Here is a 16,537-nt window from a genome sequence, read left to right as displayed (position 1 = left end):
CCGAGGCATGTCACCTCAGGGAAAGCACCCATGACTCCTCAACACGCCCGCGCCCAGCTGACCATGAAGGACGTCTCCAAGAGTTACGGGGACCGAACCGTCCTCGACCAGGTGTCGCTCACCGTCCGCCCCGGAGACAGAGCCGGAGTGATCGGCGAGAACGGCTCCGGAAAGTCCACGCTTCTCCGGCTGATGGCCGGAGCGGAGAGACCGGACGGCGGCGAGATCGCTGTCCGCTTCCCCGGCGGCACAGGTCACCTCTCCCAGACCCCGGCACTCGCCCCCGGCCACACCGTCCAGGAAGCCGTCGACACGGCCCTCGCCGAACTGCGCACGCTCGAACGGGAGATCCGCGCTGCCGAGGAGGCGCTCGCCGGAGCCGCGGGCCCGGACGACCACCGACTCGCCGCGTACGGTGATCTGCTGACGGCGTACGAGGAACGCGACGGATACCGGGCCGACGCCCGCGTCGACGCGGCGCTCCACGGCCTCGGACTCGGCCGTCTCACCCGTGCCCGGGTCCTCGGCACGCTGTCGGGAGGCGAACGGTCCAGACTCGCGCTCGCCTGCGTGCTGGCGGCCGACCCCGAACTCCTGCTGCTCGACGAGCCGACCAACCATCTCGACCTCCGTGCCACCACCTGGCTGGAGGAACGCCTGCGCGCCCACCGCGGCACCGTCGTCGTCATCACCCACGACCGGACCTTCCTGGAGCGGACCACCGACGTCATCCTGGAGGTCGACCGTGATCTGCGCGACGTCGTCCGCTACGGGGACGGCTGGGCCGAGTACCGGACGGCGAAGGCCACTGCCCGCCGCCGCTGGGCACAGGACCACCAGGAATGGCTGGACGAGGTGGCGCGTGCCGAAGAGCTCGTGAGCGCGACCGGACGACGCCTCGCCGGGACGGGAAAGGACCCGGGAGAGGGCTGGGGCAAGCACCGTCGTTCGCACGAGGCCAAGCTGTCCGGGCGGGTCAGGGCAGCCAGAACCCGCCTGGACGGGCTGCGCGGGGCGCCGGTGCCTGCCCCGCCCCGGCCCCTGCGCTTCCGCGCCGACATCCCCGTCGCCACCGACGGCGAGGCGGAACCCGGACCACTCGTCGCGCTCCGCTCCGTCGCCGTCGGCGACCGGCTGCGGCTGCCGGAGTTGCGCGTGGACCCCGGGCAGCGCCTCCTGGTGACCGGCCCCAACGGCGCCGGAAAGTCCACCCTGTTGCGGGTCCTGGCCGGAGACCTCATCCCCGACGCGGGAACCGTGCTCCGTCGGGCCAGGATCGGTTATCTCCCCCAGGAGCTCCCCGTACGGCCGACGCGCCGCTCATTGCTGGCGACCTTCGCCGCCGGGCGGCCGGGCCACCCGGACGAACACGCCGAGAGCCTCCTCAGCCTGGGTCTGTTCCGTCCCGAGGAGCTGACGGTGCCGGTGGCCGCCCTCTCCATCGGCCAGCAACGACGCCTCGCACTGGCCCGCCTGGTCACCCGCCCCGCCGACCTGCTGGTGCTCGACGAGCCGACGAATCACCTCGCGCTCAGCCTGGTGGAGGAGGTCGAGACTGCGCTCGCCGCGTACCGGGGAGCCGTCGTCGTCGTCTCGCACGACCGCAGCTTCCGCAGCCGCTTCACCGGTGACCGGCTGGAACTGCGCGAGGGCCATCCGGTCGTGCCGTGACGCCCGTCGGCCGGGGCCGGAAGAGTGTCGGCTGCCGGACCCGTACGGGCGGGAGGCCGGCCGCGCGATGGCGAACAGCCTGCTCAGGAGCCGTCCTGAGCGGGCGTCACCCGCCCGCCCTCCACGTGCTCCCGCAGCCGGTCGAGGAAGACCCGCTGCCCCGTGACCAGGCGCTCGGCCGCCTCCTGGGGCGCGTACCAGGCGAACCGGTCGACTTCGGGGAACTCCCGCAGCACACCGGACCCCCGCGGCCACTCCATGGTGAATGTCCCGGGAACGGCCGTGGCGGCATCGAGATCCGCCTCCAGCGCCCACGCCGTCACGGTCTTGCCGCCGGACTGACGGGCCTCACCGAGCGCCACCCACTCACCTTCCGGCGCCGGGCGGCCGAACTCCTCCTCGAACTCACGACGGGCGGCCGCCGCGGGCGCCTCGTCGGGGCCGTACTCACCTTTCGGGATCGACCACGCCGCGCTCTCCCGGCCTGCCCAGAACGGGCCACCCATATGGGCGATGAGCACCTCGAACCCGGCCCGGTCGGCCCCCGACGGCCGGCGGAACAGGAGAAGACCCGCACTGCGCGTGGAGCGCTTCCGGGATGACATGCCCTCAAGTCTGCGTGCCGGTACCGAATGTCGCCGACGACGACACCCCTGTCCCGTTGATCATCTCTGTCATCGAGTCGACGCGTCTTGTTTCCCCTGAGGTCCCCGATGCCCTCTGGTGCGCCGCTGTGCGCGCGGACATGCTGTCCGCCGACAGCGCTTTCTGCCCGTGCACCGGGCCGCGCAACCATCGCGATTCCAGGAGGATCTGTGGTCCGAGGCACAGTCGACAGAACGACCCGATGGCGCTCCGGGGCCGGGGGAGGCCACAGCCCGGTCGCGCGACCGCTCGTACTGCTCGCTACGGTCTGCGCCCTGACGGGCGGCGCGATCTCGCCCGCCCTCGCCGATTCGAACCCCGACCCCCGTCCCCGTACCGCTGCCGAGGTCCTCAGACCGGTCGCCCCACCACCCGCGAGCAACCCGGCAGGGGACCCCGGAGCGGTCGTGGACGGCGACGGGATCGAGACCGCTCGCACGTCGCGCCCCATCGCCCCCGGTGTCCGTCTCAGCTCGTACGACCGGCTGGAATCCGACAAATGGCTACGGGTCGACTCCCTCTCCGTGGACCTCGCCGGCAGCGGGGTGCACGCCGACTACCTCTCCTCCGGCAAGGTCTCCGAACGGCGCACGGTCTCGGAACTCGCCGCGGGACACGCCGCGGGCCACGGCCGCCGCACCGTCGCCGCGATCAACGGCGACTTCTTCGACATCAACCAGACCGGTGCGCCGGAGGGGATCGGCATCAAGGACGGGGTCACCGTCCAGTCCCCGGCCCCTGGAGTCGACCGGGCCGTCGGCATCGGCCCCGGCAGCGCGGGCCGCATTTTGAACCTCTACTTCGAGGGAACCCTCACTCTCCCCTCCGGGCAGCGGCCGCTCGCCGCGTACAACGCCGCCAATGTGCCGGCCGGGGGAATCGGCGCCTACACCTCCGCCTGGGGCAGCGCCGACCGTGCCCTCACCGTGGACGGCGCGACTCCCGTCGCCGAGGCGGTCGTACGGGAGGGCAAGGTCGTCTCCGTCGCGCACGACCTTGGATCGGGAGCAGTCCCCGAGGGCACCACCGTCCTCGTCGGCCGTGAGGCCGCAGCCGCCGCCCTCGACGCCCTGACGCCCGGCGATCCGGTGTCCCTGACCTACCGGGCACGCCCCGACGGCGGAGCCGTGCCCCGCACCGCGGTCGGCGGCCGCGAACTCCTCGTCGTCGACGGAGTCGCGCAGAATCACGACGGCGAGGGCAACAACACCGCCGCACCCCGCACCGCCGTCGGCTTCTCCAAGGACGGCCGGAACATGCAGATCCTCACCGTCGACGGGAGGCAGGCCGACAGTGGTGGCGTCACCCTCACCGAACTCGGCCTGATGATGCGGCGCGCCGGGGCGTACAGCGCACTCAACCTGGACGGCGGCGGATCGTCGACCCTCGTCGCGCGCGAGCCCGGCAGCGATGCGCTCCGCGTGGAGAACAGCCCGTCCGACGGGAGCGAACGCACCGTCCCCAACGGTCTCGCCCTCACCGCTCCCGACGGCAGCGGCCGGCTCAAGGGGTTCTGGGTCCAGCCACGCACGCCGGCCGGTTCCGCACCGGGCGTCGATCCCGTCAAGGGCGGCCACCCCGACCGCGTCTTCCCCGGGCTCACTCGGCGCCTCACCGCGACCGGATACGACGAGACGTACGGCCCCGCCCAGGGCACCCCGCGCTGGCGTACGGTGCGCAGCGCCGTCGGCGCGGTCGACGGCAACGGGCTCTTCACCGCGCGCCGCGGCGGCACCACCGACATACGCGCCGAGAAGGGAGCGGCGCACGGCACCACCACCCTGACGGTCCTCGACCGGCTCGCCCGGATCGAGCCGACCACCCGACGGGTGGGTCTCGCCGACGCCGACGCGACCGGCACCTTCGCCGTCGTCGGCCTCGACGCCCACGGCACCAGTGCCCCCGTCGAGCCGCGCGACATCGCCCTCGACTACGACCACGCGCTCTTCGACATCCGCGACGACGGCCGGGGCGCCTTCAGCGTCACCTCGCGTACCGGCGCCGGCGCCGGACAGATCAGCGCGACCGTCGCCGGCACCACGACCGTCCTCGCCGTCAGCGTCGGCCTCGCCGAGCAGGCCGTCTCCTCCTTCGACGACGCGGACTCCTGGAAATTCAGCCAGGCACGGGCGAGTGGATCCCTCTCCGGCACGCCCGACGGACACACCGGCACCGGCCTGAAACTCACCTACGACTTCACCGGGTCCACCGCCACCCGCGCCGCCTACGCGGCCCCGCCCCACCCCGTCCCCGTGCCCGGCCAGCCCCAGTCGTTCAAGCTGTGGATCAAGGGCGACGGGAAGGGCGCCTGGCCGACCCTCCACCTCAAGGACGCCGCGGGTTCCGACCAGTTGCTGCGCGGACCGTACGTCACGTGGACCGGCTGGCGACAGATCACCTTCGCGGTCCCTCCCGGAGCCGCCATGCCGCTCTCCGTGTCCCGCTTCTACCTCGCGGAGACCGCGGCAGCCCAGCAGTACACGGGCGAAATCGTCATCGACGAGCTCACCGCCCAGGTGCCGCCGACCGTCGACCTTCCCGAACAGGCGGCGCCGGCGGACCCGTTGATCGATCCGGCCGCCGTGACCGAGCGCCGGGACTGGCGGTTCGCCGTGATGTCCGACGCCCAGTTCGTCGCCCGCGATCCGGACAGCTCGATCGTCACCCAGGCACGGCGCACCCTGCGCGAGATCAAGGCCGCTCGACCGGACTTCCTGGTGATCAACGGTGACCTCGTCGACGAGGGATCGCCCGCGGACCTGGCCTTCGCCCACCGGATCCTCACCGAGGAACTCGGCGACTCGCTGCCCTGGTACTACGTACCGGGCAACCATGAGGTGATGGGCGGCAGCATCGACAATTTCGTCACCGAATTCGGACCCGCCCAGCGGACGTTCGACCACAAGGGCACCCGATTCGTCACTCTCGACACATCCGGCCTCAGCCTGCGCGCCGGGGGCTTCGCTCAGATCAAGCAGCTGCGAGCCCAGTTGGACGCGGCGGCGAAGGACCGGACCGTCGACTCGGTCATGCTCATCGAGCATGTGCCACCGCGAGACCCGACCGTGCAGAAGGGCAGCCAGCTCGGGGACCGGAAGGAAGCGGCCCTGGTCGAACAGTGGCTCGCCGACTTCCGCCGTGCGACGGGCAAGGGGGCCGCCTTCATCGGCGGCCACGTCGGCGTCTTCCACGCCTCGCACGTCGACGGAGTGCCGTACCTGATCAACGGCAATTCGGGGAAGGCACCGGCCGGGCCGGCAGGTGAGGGCGGCTTCACCGGCTGGTCGCTGGTCGGCGCAGACCGCGTCGGCTCCGGTGAACAGGCCACCGCCCGGCAGCGGCCGTGGGAGGGAGGTCCCGACTGGGTCTCCGTGCAGACCCGCGCGCATGTCGACGCGCTGGAGATCGGGGCGCCGCCGGTGCTCGGCACCGGAAGCCGGACAAAGGTCACGGCGACCGTCATCCAGGGCGACCGCCGTGTCCCGGTCGGCTTCCCGCTGGCCGCCGACTGGACCGGATCCCCGAACGTCCACATCGGTGACCGCGACGGTGCCCGCCAACGCCATACGGCGGTCCTCGACCCGTCCACCGGCACCCTCACCGGGCTCCGGCCGGGCACGATCACGCTCGCCGTCACGGTCAACGGCACGGCACAGAAGGTGCAGGTCAGGATCGGGGCAGCCGGGTCCGCACAGGCGGCCTGACGGCCCGAGAACCTGCCCGGAGCCGCCCCGCACCCCTGAAATCCGGGTGCGGGGCGGTCTCACGGACCGTGGAATTCCGGCTGCTACTCCTTGCGATATCCGTATGCCTCGGACGCCGCGGCCTCCACCTCCGCGATGTCGCCGCCCGCCGACGCGGTGACCACGGCGGCCACGGCGCCCTCCAGGAACGGCGCGTCCACCAGTCGTGAACCGTCCGGCAGTTCGTCGCCGTCGGCCAGCATCGTCTTGACCGTGAGTACCGCGCTGCCCAGATCCACCAGTAACGCGACCCCCGCACCGCCGTCCACCGACCTGGCGGCCTCGGCGATCAGCTCCTCACTGGTCCCGAGACCACCCGCGGGCGTGCCGCCCGCGGCGGCGACCGGCGCCGTCGCACCACCGGCGGCAAGGCCCCTGGCCAGCTCGGCGACGGACTCGGCCACCGGGCCGCTGTGCGAGACCAGCACGATCCCGACCTGCTTCCCGCCGCTCATGCGTCACCCCCGTCGGCAGCGCCGGTCTCGGCCAATGCGGCGATCAGCAGCGCGGAGGACGTCGCCCCCGGATCCTGATGCCCGATGCTGCGCTCACCCAGATAGCTCGCCCTGCCCTTGCGGGCCTGCAGCGGCACCGTCGCCACTGCTCCCGCCTCGGCCGCTTCCCGGGCTGCCCCGAACGAGGTGTCGAGTGCCTCGGCGGCCGGCAGCAGCGCGTCGAGCATCGTCTTGTCCCCGGCCTGCGCCCCGCCCAGTTGCGCCACGGCCGCGACGCCCACCCCGAGCGCCTCCGCCAATTGCTGCGGAGTCACGGTGGGCGCGTCGCCCAGCGCCTTTCCGGTACGTCGCAGCAACGTCCCGTACAACGGCCCCGAGGCCCCACCGACCGTCGAGATCAACTGACGCCCGGCGAGCATCAGCACAGCACCCGGGGTAGGCGGCTGTTCCTTGTTCAGGAGCGTGGTCACCGCGGCGAATCCGCGCTGCATGTTGCTGCCGTGGTCGGCGTCCCCGATCGCCGAGTCGAGCTCGGTGAGGTGGTCCGCCTCGCGGTCCACTGCGGTCGCGGCCGCGGTCATCCAACGGTGGAAGAAGTCGGCGTCGAGCACATGATCTCCTTGTCGGCGGGTCAACGGCCCCAGCGCAGCGCCGGAGTCTCCACCGGCGCGTCCCAGAGGCGCAGCAGCTCCTCGTCGACCTGGCAGAGCGTCACCGAACAGCCCGCCATGTCGAGCGAGGTCACATAGTTCCCCACGAGCGTACGAGCCGCCACCACACCCCGCTCGGACAGCACCCGCTGCACCTCGGCATTGAACCCGTACAGCTCCAGCAGTGGCGTCGCACCCATCCCGTTGACCAGCACGATCACCGGTGCGTTCGGCTGCAGGTCTTCCAGCACCGCGTCCACCACGAAGTCCGCGATCTCCCGTGACGTCATCATCGGACGCCGTTCCCGCCCCGGCTCGCCGTGAATGCCGATCCCGAGCTCCAGCTCGCCCGACGGCAGGTCGAACGTGGGGGACCCCTTGGCGGGCGTGGTGACGGCGCTGAGCGCCACCCCGAAACTCCGCGACGCCTTGTTCACCCGCCGGGCAATGGCCTCCACCCGCTCCAGTGGCGCACCCTCGTCGGCCGCCGCCCCGGCGATCTTCTCGACGAACAGCGTCGCGCCCGTGCCACGCCGCCCGGCCGTGAACAGGCTGTCGGTCACCGCCACGTCGTCGTCGACGAGCACCTGGGCGACCCGCACCCCCTCGTCCTCGGCGAGCTCGGCGGCCATCTCGAAGTTCAGTACGTCACCGGTGTAGTTCTTGACGACGAAGAGCACCCCCGCCCCGCCGTCGACCGCGGCGGCGGCCCGAACCATCTGATCCGGCACGGGCGAGGTGAACACCTCTCCCGGACAGGCCGCCGACAGCATTCCCGGCCCGACGAAACCGGCATGCAACGGCTCGTGCCCGGATCCGCCCCCGGAGACGAGTGCCACCTTCCCCGCCACGGGCGCGTCACGCCGTACGACGACACGATTCTCGACATCCACGGTGAGCTCGGGATGAGCGGCGGCCATACCGCGCAGCGCGTCCGCGACAACGGTTTCGGGGACGTTGATGAGCATCCTCATGGGTACCTCCTGGGGAGCTTGGCAGGTGGGCCTATGATCTGTGTTTTCACTGGCCAGAGCCGGTGCATGCAGTTGTTGATCTCGCGGTCGGTGGCGGTTGGAAGCGGCTTCCGGCGGTACTGATGCTGACTTGATACTGACTTCGGTGACGTTTTGTCAGCTATCTGTGGCGGATCGGATGCGTGTCGGCGGGAACCCTGCTGTCGGCAGTATCGACCTTGTGACGGTGAAGGTCACGTGGTCGTCACCCGGTGCGTGCTGACGGCGCGTCATCCAGCGACCGTGGAGCAGGATCGTTGCTGGAAGGTCCCTGTGTCGGAACATCGATGTTCGTCGGCCACTATGAAGATGCCTCTTCGTCCACGAGGGGTGCGTGACCTGCCGCCGCCCGTCTGCCGTGACCGGCGCGGTCGGCGGAGCGGGGTACGGGCGTCACTCTGCGGATCCAGGGCCATGGGAGTGAGGTACGGCTTGCCGTCGTTCCCGGTGAGCTGCTGGGCGCCGACTGCGGGGGTGGTCGAGGACCGCGCCCGCGATCGACCAGGAAGTGATGCGCCGACAGATGGCATTCACTCTGGTGGCGGAGCATCTCGCCGTCGTCATGCCGGTCGATGTGTGGCGTCTGCACTTCGCGCGCGAGCCGCATGCGCCGGAGTGGTGGCCGACCGGCCTCGGCCGGCAGCCTCTCCGCCACCGACTGGGAGGCGGCGGTGATACCCGGCCTCGCGCGCAGTCGACGGGTGTATGCCCTCGACCTTCGCGGTCACGGCCGGAGCGACTGGCCGGGGGACTACTCGCTCGAATTGATGCAGGCCGATGTGCTCGGGTTCCTGGACGTGCTGGGACTGGACACGGTGGACCTGATCGGGCACTCCATGGGCGGCGTCGTGGCCTACCTGCTCGCCGCGGATCATCCACAGCGGGTGAGCAGGCTCGTCCTGGAGGACGTTCCAGCCCCGCGCCCCCGGGAGCGGACCACCCCGACCAGGCCGGACGGCGATCTGTCCTTCGACTGGGAGATGGTGCCGGCCGTCAGGAAGCAGATCGACGTGCCCGACCCCAGGTGGCTGCATCGGCTCAGCGGGATCACGGCCGGGACTCTCGCGGTGGCCGGGGGACCACGCAGTCATGTGCCCCAGGACGGCATCGCCGAACTGGCTCGTCGCATCCCGGGCGGGCGGGTGGTCACGATCCCGGTCGGACAGCTGATCCACCGTGCGGCGCCGGAGACGTTCACGAAGGCGGTTTCGGAGTTCCTGCTGGTGGCGGAGGACATCTGTCCTGGCCGCTGACCGGTCGGCCCCGCCTGCGAGTAGCCGGGCCGACTCTTCCGGCTGATCGTCGAGCGCGACCGGCTCACCAGCTATCGGCTCCTGCTCCACGGACCCGACCTGAACGCGGTTCAGGCATCTGGCCCATGCCCCGGCGCACCGCCGAGGGCAACCGCGCATGCTGCCGACGGACGCCGACCGTTGGTGCCGCCCTGCCGTCCGTCAGGGCGGCACGCTTCCGAGTCCGTGAGGCGGAAAGCGCGGATCAGTGGGTACGGCGCCCCCGGACGAGCCGGTAGACGGCCAGCACGATGACGGATCCGACGACGGCGGCGATCCAGGTGGAGAGATGGAAGAACCCGTTGATCGAGTGCACGCCGAAGATGACCTTCCCGAGCCAGCCGCCCAGAAGGCCTCCGACGATGCCGATCAGCATCGTGATCAGGCAGCCGCCGGGATCCTTGCCAGGCATCAACGCCTTGGCGATCGCACCGGCCAGCAACCCGATCACAGCCCAGGCGATAATGCCCATGGCGCACGCACCTTTCATCAGAACGCCCTTGTTGGCGGAGTACCACCATCCCTCGTGATCCACCCCGGTTCCGGCAAACTCGCTGGCCACCACCGTGGGACAGCACCATCGGCGGGTTGTCGGCCCCTCCTGAAGCACGGCGCGAGGCTGCCGGCGTGTCACCGGCCCCTGAACGAAGGCCCTGCTGTCGGGTGACGCCCGGTACGCAGCGATCGTCACACCCGCCCGAGCCCGGCTGAACACGATCGACGACCGAGCCGTCGGGGCTGGGCGACGCCCCGGCCGAACAGCCCGTCGATCGGCCCGGAAACGGCCCGGCCGACGCGCGTCCCCCTGGCCAAGTGGCCTGTGCGCCAACGTCATTGGATCGCTCGCCGGAGGTGGCGAGGGTGCCTGGTAGGGTCGCCGGACGTAGCCGGGCACGATGGAGATGGTTCATGAAGCTGCTCCCGCTGTTCCTCCGACGGCCGATCGAAGCGGTGTACGAGCGTCGACTGGCCGTCACTCTGGAGGGGCTGCCACGCCCGCGGCACGTCGGGATCATGGTCGACGGCAACCGCCGCTGGGCACGGCAAGCGGGACACACGGACGTTTCGGAGGGGTACCGGGCGGGCGGTGCCAAGGTGACCGAGTTCCTTGGCTGGTGCACCGCCGCCGGAATCGAGCACGTGACCCTCTTCATGCTCTCCGACGACAACCTCGGCCGCCCCGCCGAGGAGCTCGGCCCGCTGATCGAGATCATCGAAGAGACCGTCCGGGACATCACGGCCGAAGGCCGTCGCTGGGAGGTCCAGGTGATCGGCTCGCTGGACATGTTGCCCCCCGCCAGCTCCCGTGTGCTCAAGGAGGCCGCCGCCGCAACGGCCGGGTGCGGCGGGCTCAAAGTGGACGTCGCGGTCGGCTACGGCGGCCGACGCGAGATCGTCGACGCAGTGAAAAGCGCCTTCGAGGAACACATGGCAGCCGGTGGCGACCCGGCCGAACTGGTCGAGCGGTTCGAGATCGAGGACATCTCCCGCCACCTGTACTCGCCAACCGCCGACCACACCGACTTCATCATCCGGACCTCCGGCGAGCAGCGGCTGTCCGGCTTCCTGCTCTGGCAGTCCGCGTACGCCGAGATGCACTGGGTGGACTGCTACTGGCCGGCATTCCGGCACCTCGATTTTCTGCGCGCACTGCGCTCGTACGCGAATCGCGAACGGCGATTCGGCAGATGACCGTCCTCGGCGCGGGGACGTCGCGCTCCGGATCCCCGTCCCTGGCGACCGGCTGCGCACTGGCCGGTCTGCCGAGAGCTTCTTCGCGGAGCTGCGCGAGCGGGTGCGCCCCCGGGTCACCGAGGCGATCTGCACGAGCGGGTGCTGCGCGGTGACGAAGCACACCGGCTTATTCCTGTGCAGGTGATCGCCGGATCGGTCCGGATCAGTGATTGTCGCCCGGTCGTGGGCCGGAGCGTTGGTAGCGTCGGAGGATGCCGCGCCGTCCGGCGCGGAGTGCCGTTCGACGAGAGAGACCTGATGCCCCCGACGATCCGCAGGGCGGTCATCCCCGCCGCCGGAGTCGGCTCCCGCCTCCTGCCCTTGACCAAGGCCACCCCCAAGGAAATGCTGCCGGTCGGTGACAAGCCGGTGGTCGAGCACACCGTGCGCGAACTGGTGGCGTCCGGCATCACGGACATCACCATCGTCGTCTCCGGTGGCAAGTCTCTGATCCAGGACCACTTCCGGCCCAACCCCGCCCTGGTCGAGCAGCTGCGTGCCGACGGTAAGACCGCGTACGCGGACGCCGTGGAGGAGGTCGCCGAACTGGCCCGTCAGGGCCACATCACCTACCTCGACCAGCACGGCCCGTACGGCAACGGCACACCGGTGCTCAATGCTGCCAGGAACCTCGGCGACGAGCCGATGCTGGTGCTCTGGCCGGACGACGTGTTCGTGGCCGAGGTGCCCCGCGCCCAGCAGCTGATCCGCGCGTACGAGGCGACCCACTGCCCGGTGCTGGCGCTCATGCCGATGGACCCGGGCGACTCCCAGCGTTACGGGGTGCCGGTGGTCAAGGAGGATCTGGGCGACGGCCTGCTGCGCATCATCGGCCTGGTCGAAAAGCCCGAGCCCGCCGACGCCCCCTCGGCGTACGCGGCCATCGGCGGCTACGTCATCACCCCCGGCATCATCGAGGAACTGCGCGAGCAGACCAGGCGCTGGCACGAGCACCGCGACGGCGAGGTCTACCTGACCGACGCCATCAACGCCTACGCCGCCGGCCGCGCGGTGTACGGGCAGGTCATCTCCGGCCGCTGGTACGACACCGGCAACCCGGCGGACTACCTCGTCGCCCAGATGGCCTTCGCTCTGGCCCATCCCGAGTACGGGCCCGTCCTGCGCCGCCTCGCCCGCGAACTCGGCGACGGCGGGCACCCCGCATCCGGTACGGACACCACCCCGGCCTGATCAGCCGCTCCCTTCGGGTCGCCTGCCCACGGCGAGCGTTCGGGACGGCTGTGTCAGTCGCGCGGGTGGTCGCCGTGGCTCCGTCGATGAGTTCTCGGACGATGTCCATGTGGCCGGCGTGCCGTGCGGTGTCCTCGCTCATGTGAATCAGCACCCAGCGCAGGGACACGGTGCTGCCGTTCCAGGATGTGCCGAGGTCGTCGGACGGCGGCAGCGAGTCGTCGACGGCCGCTGCAGCAAAGGGAGTTGGGGGACTGGTAGGAAAGTTTACTGTTCGCTAGCATCCCGGATGGCGGCTTGGCGCGGTGCCCGACCCCTCCCGTGGGCATGACGCGCTCAGTGAGAGCTCTGGCCCGGCCGCCACGATGCCGCGCCCTGCCCGAACGCGGGCAAGGACGCGAGGTCACGTACTGAAGCCCAGCTCTCGCCACCCCCCAAGGCCAGGAGTCCAGGGATGCAACTGATCGGCTCAGCTCCGCTCCTCATGCTCAAACGGCGCCGTACGGTGGGCGCGGTCGTCGCCGCCGTACTCCTCCTCGTCGGCTCCCTGTTGCTCGTCCACCCCGACCGGGCCGGTGCCGCCGCCGACCCACTCATCTCGCGCGGCAAGCCCGCCACCGCGTCCTCCAGCGAAGATTCCGGTCTCGGCCCGCAGAATGCCTTCGACGGTGACCCGGCCACCCGCTGGGCGAGCGCCGAGGGCAAGGACCCGCAGTGGATACGTGTCGATCTCGGTACCACCGCCGATGTCACGCGGGTGGCGCTGAACTGGGAGGCCGCGTACGCCAAGGCGTACCGGATCGAGATCTCCGCCGACGGCACCACCTGGACCCGGCTCGCCGACGAGACGGCCGGGAACGGCGGCACCGACGACTGGTCCGCCCTCTCCGGCAAGGGCCGCTACCTGCGCGTGTACGGCACCGCGCGCGCAACCGCCTACGGCTACTCGCTGCACGAGGTCGAGGTGTACGGCACGCTCGGCGGCACCCCTCCGCAGACCGGCGCCTTCACCGTGGTCGCCGCCGGTGACATCGCTGCCCAGTGCACCGCCTCCGACAGCGCCTGCGCCCACCCCAAGACCGCAGCATCGGCCCAGAAGCTCGATCCGAAGTTCTATCTGACGATGGGCGACAACCAGTACGACGACGCACGGATCGCCGACTACCGGGCCTACTACGACAAGACGTGGGGCGCGTTCAAGAACAAGACGCATCCGGTGCCGGGCAACCACGAGACCTACGATCCGGCCGGGTCACTGGCCGGTTACAAGGCCTACTACGGGGCCGTCGCGTATCCCCAGGGCAAGCCCTACTACAGCTTCGACGAGGGCAATTGGCACTTCATCGCGCTCGACTCCAACTCATTCGACCAGAGCGCCCAGATCGACTGGCTCAAGGCCGACCTCGCCAAGAACGACAAGGCGTGCATCGCCGCCTACTGGCACCACCCGCTGTACTCCTCGGGCGGGCACGGCAACGACCCGGTCAGCAGGCCGGTCTGGAAGATCCTGTACGGAGCCAAGGCCGACCTCGTACTCAACGGGCACGACCACCACTACGAGCGGTTCGCGCCACAGAACCCCGACGGGAAGGCCACCGCCGACGGAATCACCGAGATCGTCGGCGGCATGGGCGGCGCCGAGCCGTACCCCATCGAGAACGTCCAGCCCAACAGCCAGAAGCGGATCAGCGGTGAATACGGCGTCCTGAAGCTGGACTTCACGGACTCCGGCTACGGCTGGAGCTACGTCGGCACCGACGGCAAGGCCAAGGACACCAGCCCGAAGTACACCTGCCACTGATGTATCTGGCGACCACAGGCCGCCGGGACGCGCCGGCCCCGCCCCGCACCGGCGGAGCGGGCCGACGCGTCCCCGGCACCGTCCTGGCACTCGGCACGGTCAGCCTCGTCACCGACATCTCCTCCGAGATGGTCACCGCGGTGCTGCCTCTCTACCTCGTCCTCGGACTCGGTCTCTCACCTCTCCAATTCGGCTTCCTGGACGGCTTGTTCAACGGCGCGGCCGCCGTCGTGCGACTGCTCGGCGGGCACGCCGCCGACCGCGGCCGACGCCACAAACGGGTCGCCGGGGCCGGCTACGCGCTCTCCGCCTGTTCCCGGCTCGGCCTGCTGATCGCGGGCGGCGCCACCGCAGGGATCGCGGCCGCCCTCGCCGCCGACCGCATCGGCAAGGGCATTCGTACAGCCCCCCGGGACGCGCTGATCACGCTGAGCAGCCGACCCGAGGCACTCGGTCGGTCCTTCGGCGTGCACCGGGCGATGGACACCACAGGTGCCCTGCTCGGCCCGCTCGCCGCATTCGCCCTGCTCTGGGCGACGGCCGATGCTTACGACGCGGTGTTCGTCGCCAGCTTCTGCATCGGCATGCTCGGCGTACTGCTCCTCGTCCTGTACGTTCCCGGGAACTGCCCAGCACCGCCGGCGACGCCGACTCCCCGAAAAAGCAAGATGTTCGGAGCGCTGCGCGACTCCGCCTTCCGGCGGATCCTCGGAGCCGCCGCCCTGCTCGGCGCCGCCACCGTCGGTGATGCCTTCGTCTACCTCCTGCTCCAGCGCCGTCTCGACCTCCCCATCGGCTGGTTCCCGCTGCTGCCGCTCGGTGCGGCGGCGTGCTACCTGCTGCTCGCGGTCCCGGCGGGCCGGATCGCGGACCGGGTCGGCCGCCGATTGCCGTTCCTGTACGGACATGTCGCGCTGCTCGGCGTGTACGCGGCACTCGTCACCACGAACGGCGGCGCGACCCCGCTTCTCCTCGTTCCCGTCCTCGTGCTGCTCGGTGTCTTCTACGCCGCCACCGACGGGGTGCTGATGGCCCTCGCCGGACCTGTGCTGCCCGTGGACGGCAGGGCAGGCGGACTCGCCCTGCTCCAGACCGGCCAGGCGCTGGCCCGGATGCTCGCCGCAGCGGGTTTCGGAGCCGCGTGGACGGTGTGGGGGCCGCGTCCCGCACTGTGGGCGGCGATATCGGCCCTGCTCGCCGCGCTCGCGGGCGGCTGGGCGCTGCTGCCACGCAACCCCTCCGGCACCCCGGCCTCCGAGGAGCCGGGAGCCCAGATCCCCGACAGGCGGACCACATGAGTGCCGGATTCCCGAGCCCTGCGACCCCGCTGCGCCCTCGGACCCGTATCGCCGTGTTGGTGGCCGCGGTGCTGCTCCTCGCGGGCGGTTCCGTCGGGTACGCCCTGCACGCGAAGCACCGGTCGGACGGGCGACGCGGCGTCGCAGACGCGTCGTTCACGCTCGGCGGACCCGCACTGTACTTCCGTGACACGGCGACGGGACGTGTCGCGCATCAGCCGCTCGCCGGTGCTCCCGGAGCCCGCGGCCCGGACACCCGCACCACCGGCGGACCGGTCTGCGAACGGTTCTACGCCGCCGGTGACACCGGACTCTGCCTGCGTGCCGAGCCCGGGGTGCTGCCGAAGACATATGCGATCGTTCTCGACGGCAGACTGCGCGAGAAGCGACGGGTCACCATGCCGGGCGTGCCCACGCGCGCCCGCGTCTCCGCCTCCGGACGGATGCTGTCCTGGACGGTGTTCGCCACCGGTGACTCGTACGCCACCACCGCCTTCTCCACCCGGACCGCCGTTCTGGACCTGCGCACCGGCTACCTCATCAAGTCCATGGAGGAGATCCCCCTCACCATCGACGGTGCGCGCTACCACGCCCCCGACGTCAACTACTGGGGGGTGACCTTCGCTCGTGACGACAGCCGCTTCTACGCGACCGTCTCCACCAAGGGGCGCACCTACCTCGTCGAGGGGAACATGAGCGACTGGTCGGCGAAAGCCCTGCGGCAGAACGTCGAGTGTCCCTCCCTGTCGCCCGACAACACCCGGATCGCCTTCAAGAAGAAGGTTTCCGACGACCCGGCCGCGCCCTGGCGGCTGTACGTCCTCGACCTGCGGACCATGCGGGAGACACCGCTCGCCGAGAGACGCAGCGTCGACGACCAGGCAGCCTGGCTGGACGACGGCACCGTCGCCTACGCACTGCCGGGCGGGGCCGGCCGGGCGAGCGACGTCTGGACCGTCCCCGCGGACGGTACGGGGGCACCGCGCGTGGCAGTGGTGGGCGGGTCGTCGCCGGTGGCGGTGGGCTGAGCGAGGAGGACCGGGG

13 protein-coding genes and 1 pseudogene are annotated in these 16,537 nt (G+C 70.9%); 8 read left to right on the top strand and 6 right to left on the bottom strand.

The annotated features are described in order from the left end of the window. The first annotated feature begins 30 nt into the window (after positions 1-30). Entirely contained in the window at positions 31-1,671 is a 1,641-nt protein-coding gene (abc-f, locus tag ACF1B9_RS07010; protein ID WP_391739504.1) for a ribosomal protection-like ABC-F family protein, read from the top strand. 83 nt (positions 1,672-1,754) lie between these two features. Here abc-f and ACF1B9_RS07005 read toward each other — a convergent pair whose 3' ends face one another. Further along, complete coding sequence (locus ACF1B9_RS07005) at positions 1,755-2,276, bottom strand: NUDIX domain-containing protein (RefSeq protein ID WP_391739503.1); 522 nt, start codon at positions 2,274-2,276, stop codon at positions 1,755-1,757. Positions 2,277-2,570: 294 nt separating this feature from the next. On the opposite strand from ACF1B9_RS07005, the gene ACF1B9_RS07000 reads away from it, so the two are divergent. Beyond that, positions 2,571-6,020 carry a phosphodiester glycosidase family protein gene (locus ACF1B9_RS07000; RefSeq protein WP_391739751.1) on the top strand — a complete coding sequence of 1,150 codons (3,450 nt, stop codon included), beginning with the start codon at positions 2,571-2,573 and terminating at the stop codon, positions 6,018-6,020. An 83-nt stretch (positions 6,021-6,103) separates the two neighbouring features. Here ACF1B9_RS07000 and ACF1B9_RS06995 read toward each other — a convergent pair whose 3' ends face one another. The 3 genes from ACF1B9_RS06995 to dhaK are packed head-to-tail and all read right to left on the bottom strand — an operon-like array spanning position 6,104 to position 8,138. Beyond that, complete coding sequence (locus ACF1B9_RS06995; protein ID WP_376271317.1) at positions 6,104-6,514, bottom strand: PTS-dependent dihydroxyacetone kinase phosphotransferase subunit DhaM; 411 nt, start codon at positions 6,512-6,514, stop codon at positions 6,104-6,106. Beyond that, positions 6,511-7,125 (bottom strand): dihydroxyacetone kinase subunit DhaL, encoded by a 615-nt coding sequence (dhaL, locus tag ACF1B9_RS06990; protein ID WP_391739502.1) that lies wholly within the window; start codon positions 7,123-7,125, stop codon positions 6,511-6,513. The genes ACF1B9_RS06995 and dhaL overlap by 4 nt, the downstream gene beginning before the upstream one ends. A 20-nt stretch (positions 7,126-7,145) precedes the next feature. Further along, the gene (dhaK, locus tag ACF1B9_RS06985; RefSeq protein ID WP_391739501.1) at positions 7,146-8,138 is read right to left on the bottom strand and encodes a dihydroxyacetone kinase subunit DhaK; all 993 of its coding nucleotides are present in this window, start codon (positions 8,136-8,138) and stop codon (positions 7,146-7,148) included. A gap of 644 nt (positions 8,139-8,782) precedes the next feature. Here dhaK and ACF1B9_RS06980 point away from each other — a divergent pair. Next, positions 8,783-9,430 carry an alpha/beta fold hydrolase gene (locus ACF1B9_RS06980; RefSeq protein ID WP_391739500.1) on the top strand — a complete coding sequence of 216 codons (648 nt, stop codon included), beginning with the start codon at positions 8,783-8,785 and terminating at the stop codon, positions 9,428-9,430. A 244-nt stretch (positions 9,431-9,674) separates the two neighbouring features. Here ACF1B9_RS06980 and ACF1B9_RS06975 read toward each other — a convergent pair whose 3' ends face one another. After that, positions 9,675-9,941: a GlsB/YeaQ/YmgE family stress response membrane protein gene (locus ACF1B9_RS06975; RefSeq protein WP_365689098.1), complete on the bottom strand. Its 267-nt coding sequence runs from the start codon at positions 9,939-9,941 to the stop codon at positions 9,675-9,677. A gap of 437 nt (positions 9,942-10,378) precedes the next feature. Between ACF1B9_RS06975 and ACF1B9_RS06970 the strand changes: the two genes are divergently transcribed. Together ACF1B9_RS06970 and ACF1B9_RS06965 are read left to right on the top strand one after the other, a co-directional pair. Beyond that, positions 10,379-11,161 (top strand): isoprenyl transferase, encoded by a 783-nt coding sequence (locus ACF1B9_RS06970; protein ID WP_391739499.1) that lies wholly within the window; start codon positions 10,379-10,381, stop codon positions 11,159-11,161. A gap of 300 nt (positions 11,162-11,461) precedes the next feature. Next, positions 11,462-12,394 carry a UTP--glucose-1-phosphate uridylyltransferase gene (locus tag ACF1B9_RS06965; protein ID WP_391739498.1) on the top strand — a complete coding sequence of 311 codons (933 nt, stop codon included), beginning with the start codon at positions 11,462-11,464 and terminating at the stop codon, positions 12,392-12,394. A gap of 70 nt (positions 12,395-12,464) precedes the next feature. On the opposite strand, the pseudogene ACF1B9_RS06960 reads toward ACF1B9_RS06965, so the two are convergent. Continuing rightward, positions 12,465-12,632 (bottom strand): annotated as a pseudogene (locus ACF1B9_RS06960) (DUF664 domain-containing protein); the annotation flags it as partial. A gap of 216 nt (positions 12,633-12,848) precedes the next feature. Here ACF1B9_RS06960 and ACF1B9_RS06955 point away from each other — a divergent pair. Genes ACF1B9_RS06955 through ACF1B9_RS06945 form a run of 3 tightly spaced genes read left to right on the top strand, consistent with a single transcriptional unit; the run spans position 12,849 to position 16,521 of the window. Continuing rightward, positions 12,849-14,195, top strand: coding sequence for a discoidin domain-containing protein (locus tag ACF1B9_RS06955; RefSeq protein WP_391739497.1), 1,347 nt, complete (start codon positions 12,849-12,851; stop codon positions 14,193-14,195). Further along, positions 14,195-15,493 carry an MFS transporter gene (locus ACF1B9_RS06950; protein ID WP_391739496.1) on the top strand — a complete coding sequence of 433 codons (1,299 nt, stop codon included), beginning with the start codon at positions 14,195-14,197 and terminating at the stop codon, positions 15,491-15,493. The genes ACF1B9_RS06955 and ACF1B9_RS06950 overlap by 1 nt, the downstream gene beginning before the upstream one ends. Continuing rightward, complete coding sequence (locus ACF1B9_RS06945) at positions 15,490-16,521, top strand: TolB family protein (RefSeq protein WP_391739495.1); 1,032 nt, start codon at positions 15,490-15,492, stop codon at positions 16,519-16,521. The genes ACF1B9_RS06950 and ACF1B9_RS06945 overlap by 4 nt, the downstream gene beginning before the upstream one ends. Positions 16,522-16,537 lie beyond the last annotated feature (16 nt).

The organism is Streptomyces sp. NPDC014727 (genome assembly GCF_043083485.1).
In the GTDB taxonomy this organism is placed as follows: Bacteria; Actinomycetota; Actinomycetes; order Streptomycetales; family Streptomycetaceae; genus Streptomyces.
This window is presented reverse-complemented; position numbering and strand designations above follow the sequence as displayed.

What these genes read in the sequence shown, in the direction of transcription:
- ACF1B9_RS06995 (WP_376271317.1), bottom strand. Translation starts at nt 6,514, where the DNA reads ATGAGCGGCGGGAAGCAGGTCGGGATCGTGCTGGTCTCGCACAGCGGC.
- ACF1B9_RS07005 (WP_391739503.1), bottom strand. Translation starts at nt 2,276, where the DNA reads ATGTCATCCCGGAAGCGCTCCACGCGCAGTGCGGGTCTTCTCCTGTTC.
- ACF1B9_RS06980 (WP_391739500.1), top strand. Translation starts at nt 8,783, where the DNA reads ATGCGCCGGAGTGGTGGCCGACCGGCCTCGGCCGGCAGCCTCTCCGCC.
- ACF1B9_RS06970 (WP_391739499.1), top strand. Translation starts at nt 10,379, where the DNA reads ATGAAGCTGCTCCCGCTGTTCCTCCGACGGCCGATCGAAGCGGTGTAC.
- ACF1B9_RS06950 (WP_391739496.1), top strand. Translation starts at nt 14,195, where the DNA reads ATGTATCTGGCGACCACAGGCCGCCGGGACGCGCCGGCCCCGCCCCGC.
- dhaK (WP_391739501.1), bottom strand. Translation starts at nt 8,138, where the DNA reads ATGAGGATGCTCATCAACGTCCCCGAAACCGTTGTCGCGGACGCGCTG.
- ACF1B9_RS06945 (WP_391739495.1), top strand. Translation starts at nt 15,490, where the DNA reads ATGAGTGCCGGATTCCCGAGCCCTGCGACCCCGCTGCGCCCTCGGACC.
- abc-f (WP_391739504.1), top strand. Translation starts at nt 31, where the DNA reads ATGACTCCTCAACACGCCCGCGCCCAGCTGACCATGAAGGACGTCTCC.
- ACF1B9_RS06975 (WP_365689098.1), bottom strand. Translation starts at nt 9,941, where the DNA reads ATGGGCATTATCGCCTGGGCTGTGATCGGGTTGCTGGCCGGTGCGATC.
- ACF1B9_RS06965 (WP_391739498.1), top strand. Translation starts at nt 11,462, where the DNA reads ATGCCCCCGACGATCCGCAGGGCGGTCATCCCCGCCGCCGGAGTCGGC.
- ACF1B9_RS06955 (WP_391739497.1), top strand. Translation starts at nt 12,849, where the DNA reads ATGCAACTGATCGGCTCAGCTCCGCTCCTCATGCTCAAACGGCGCCGT.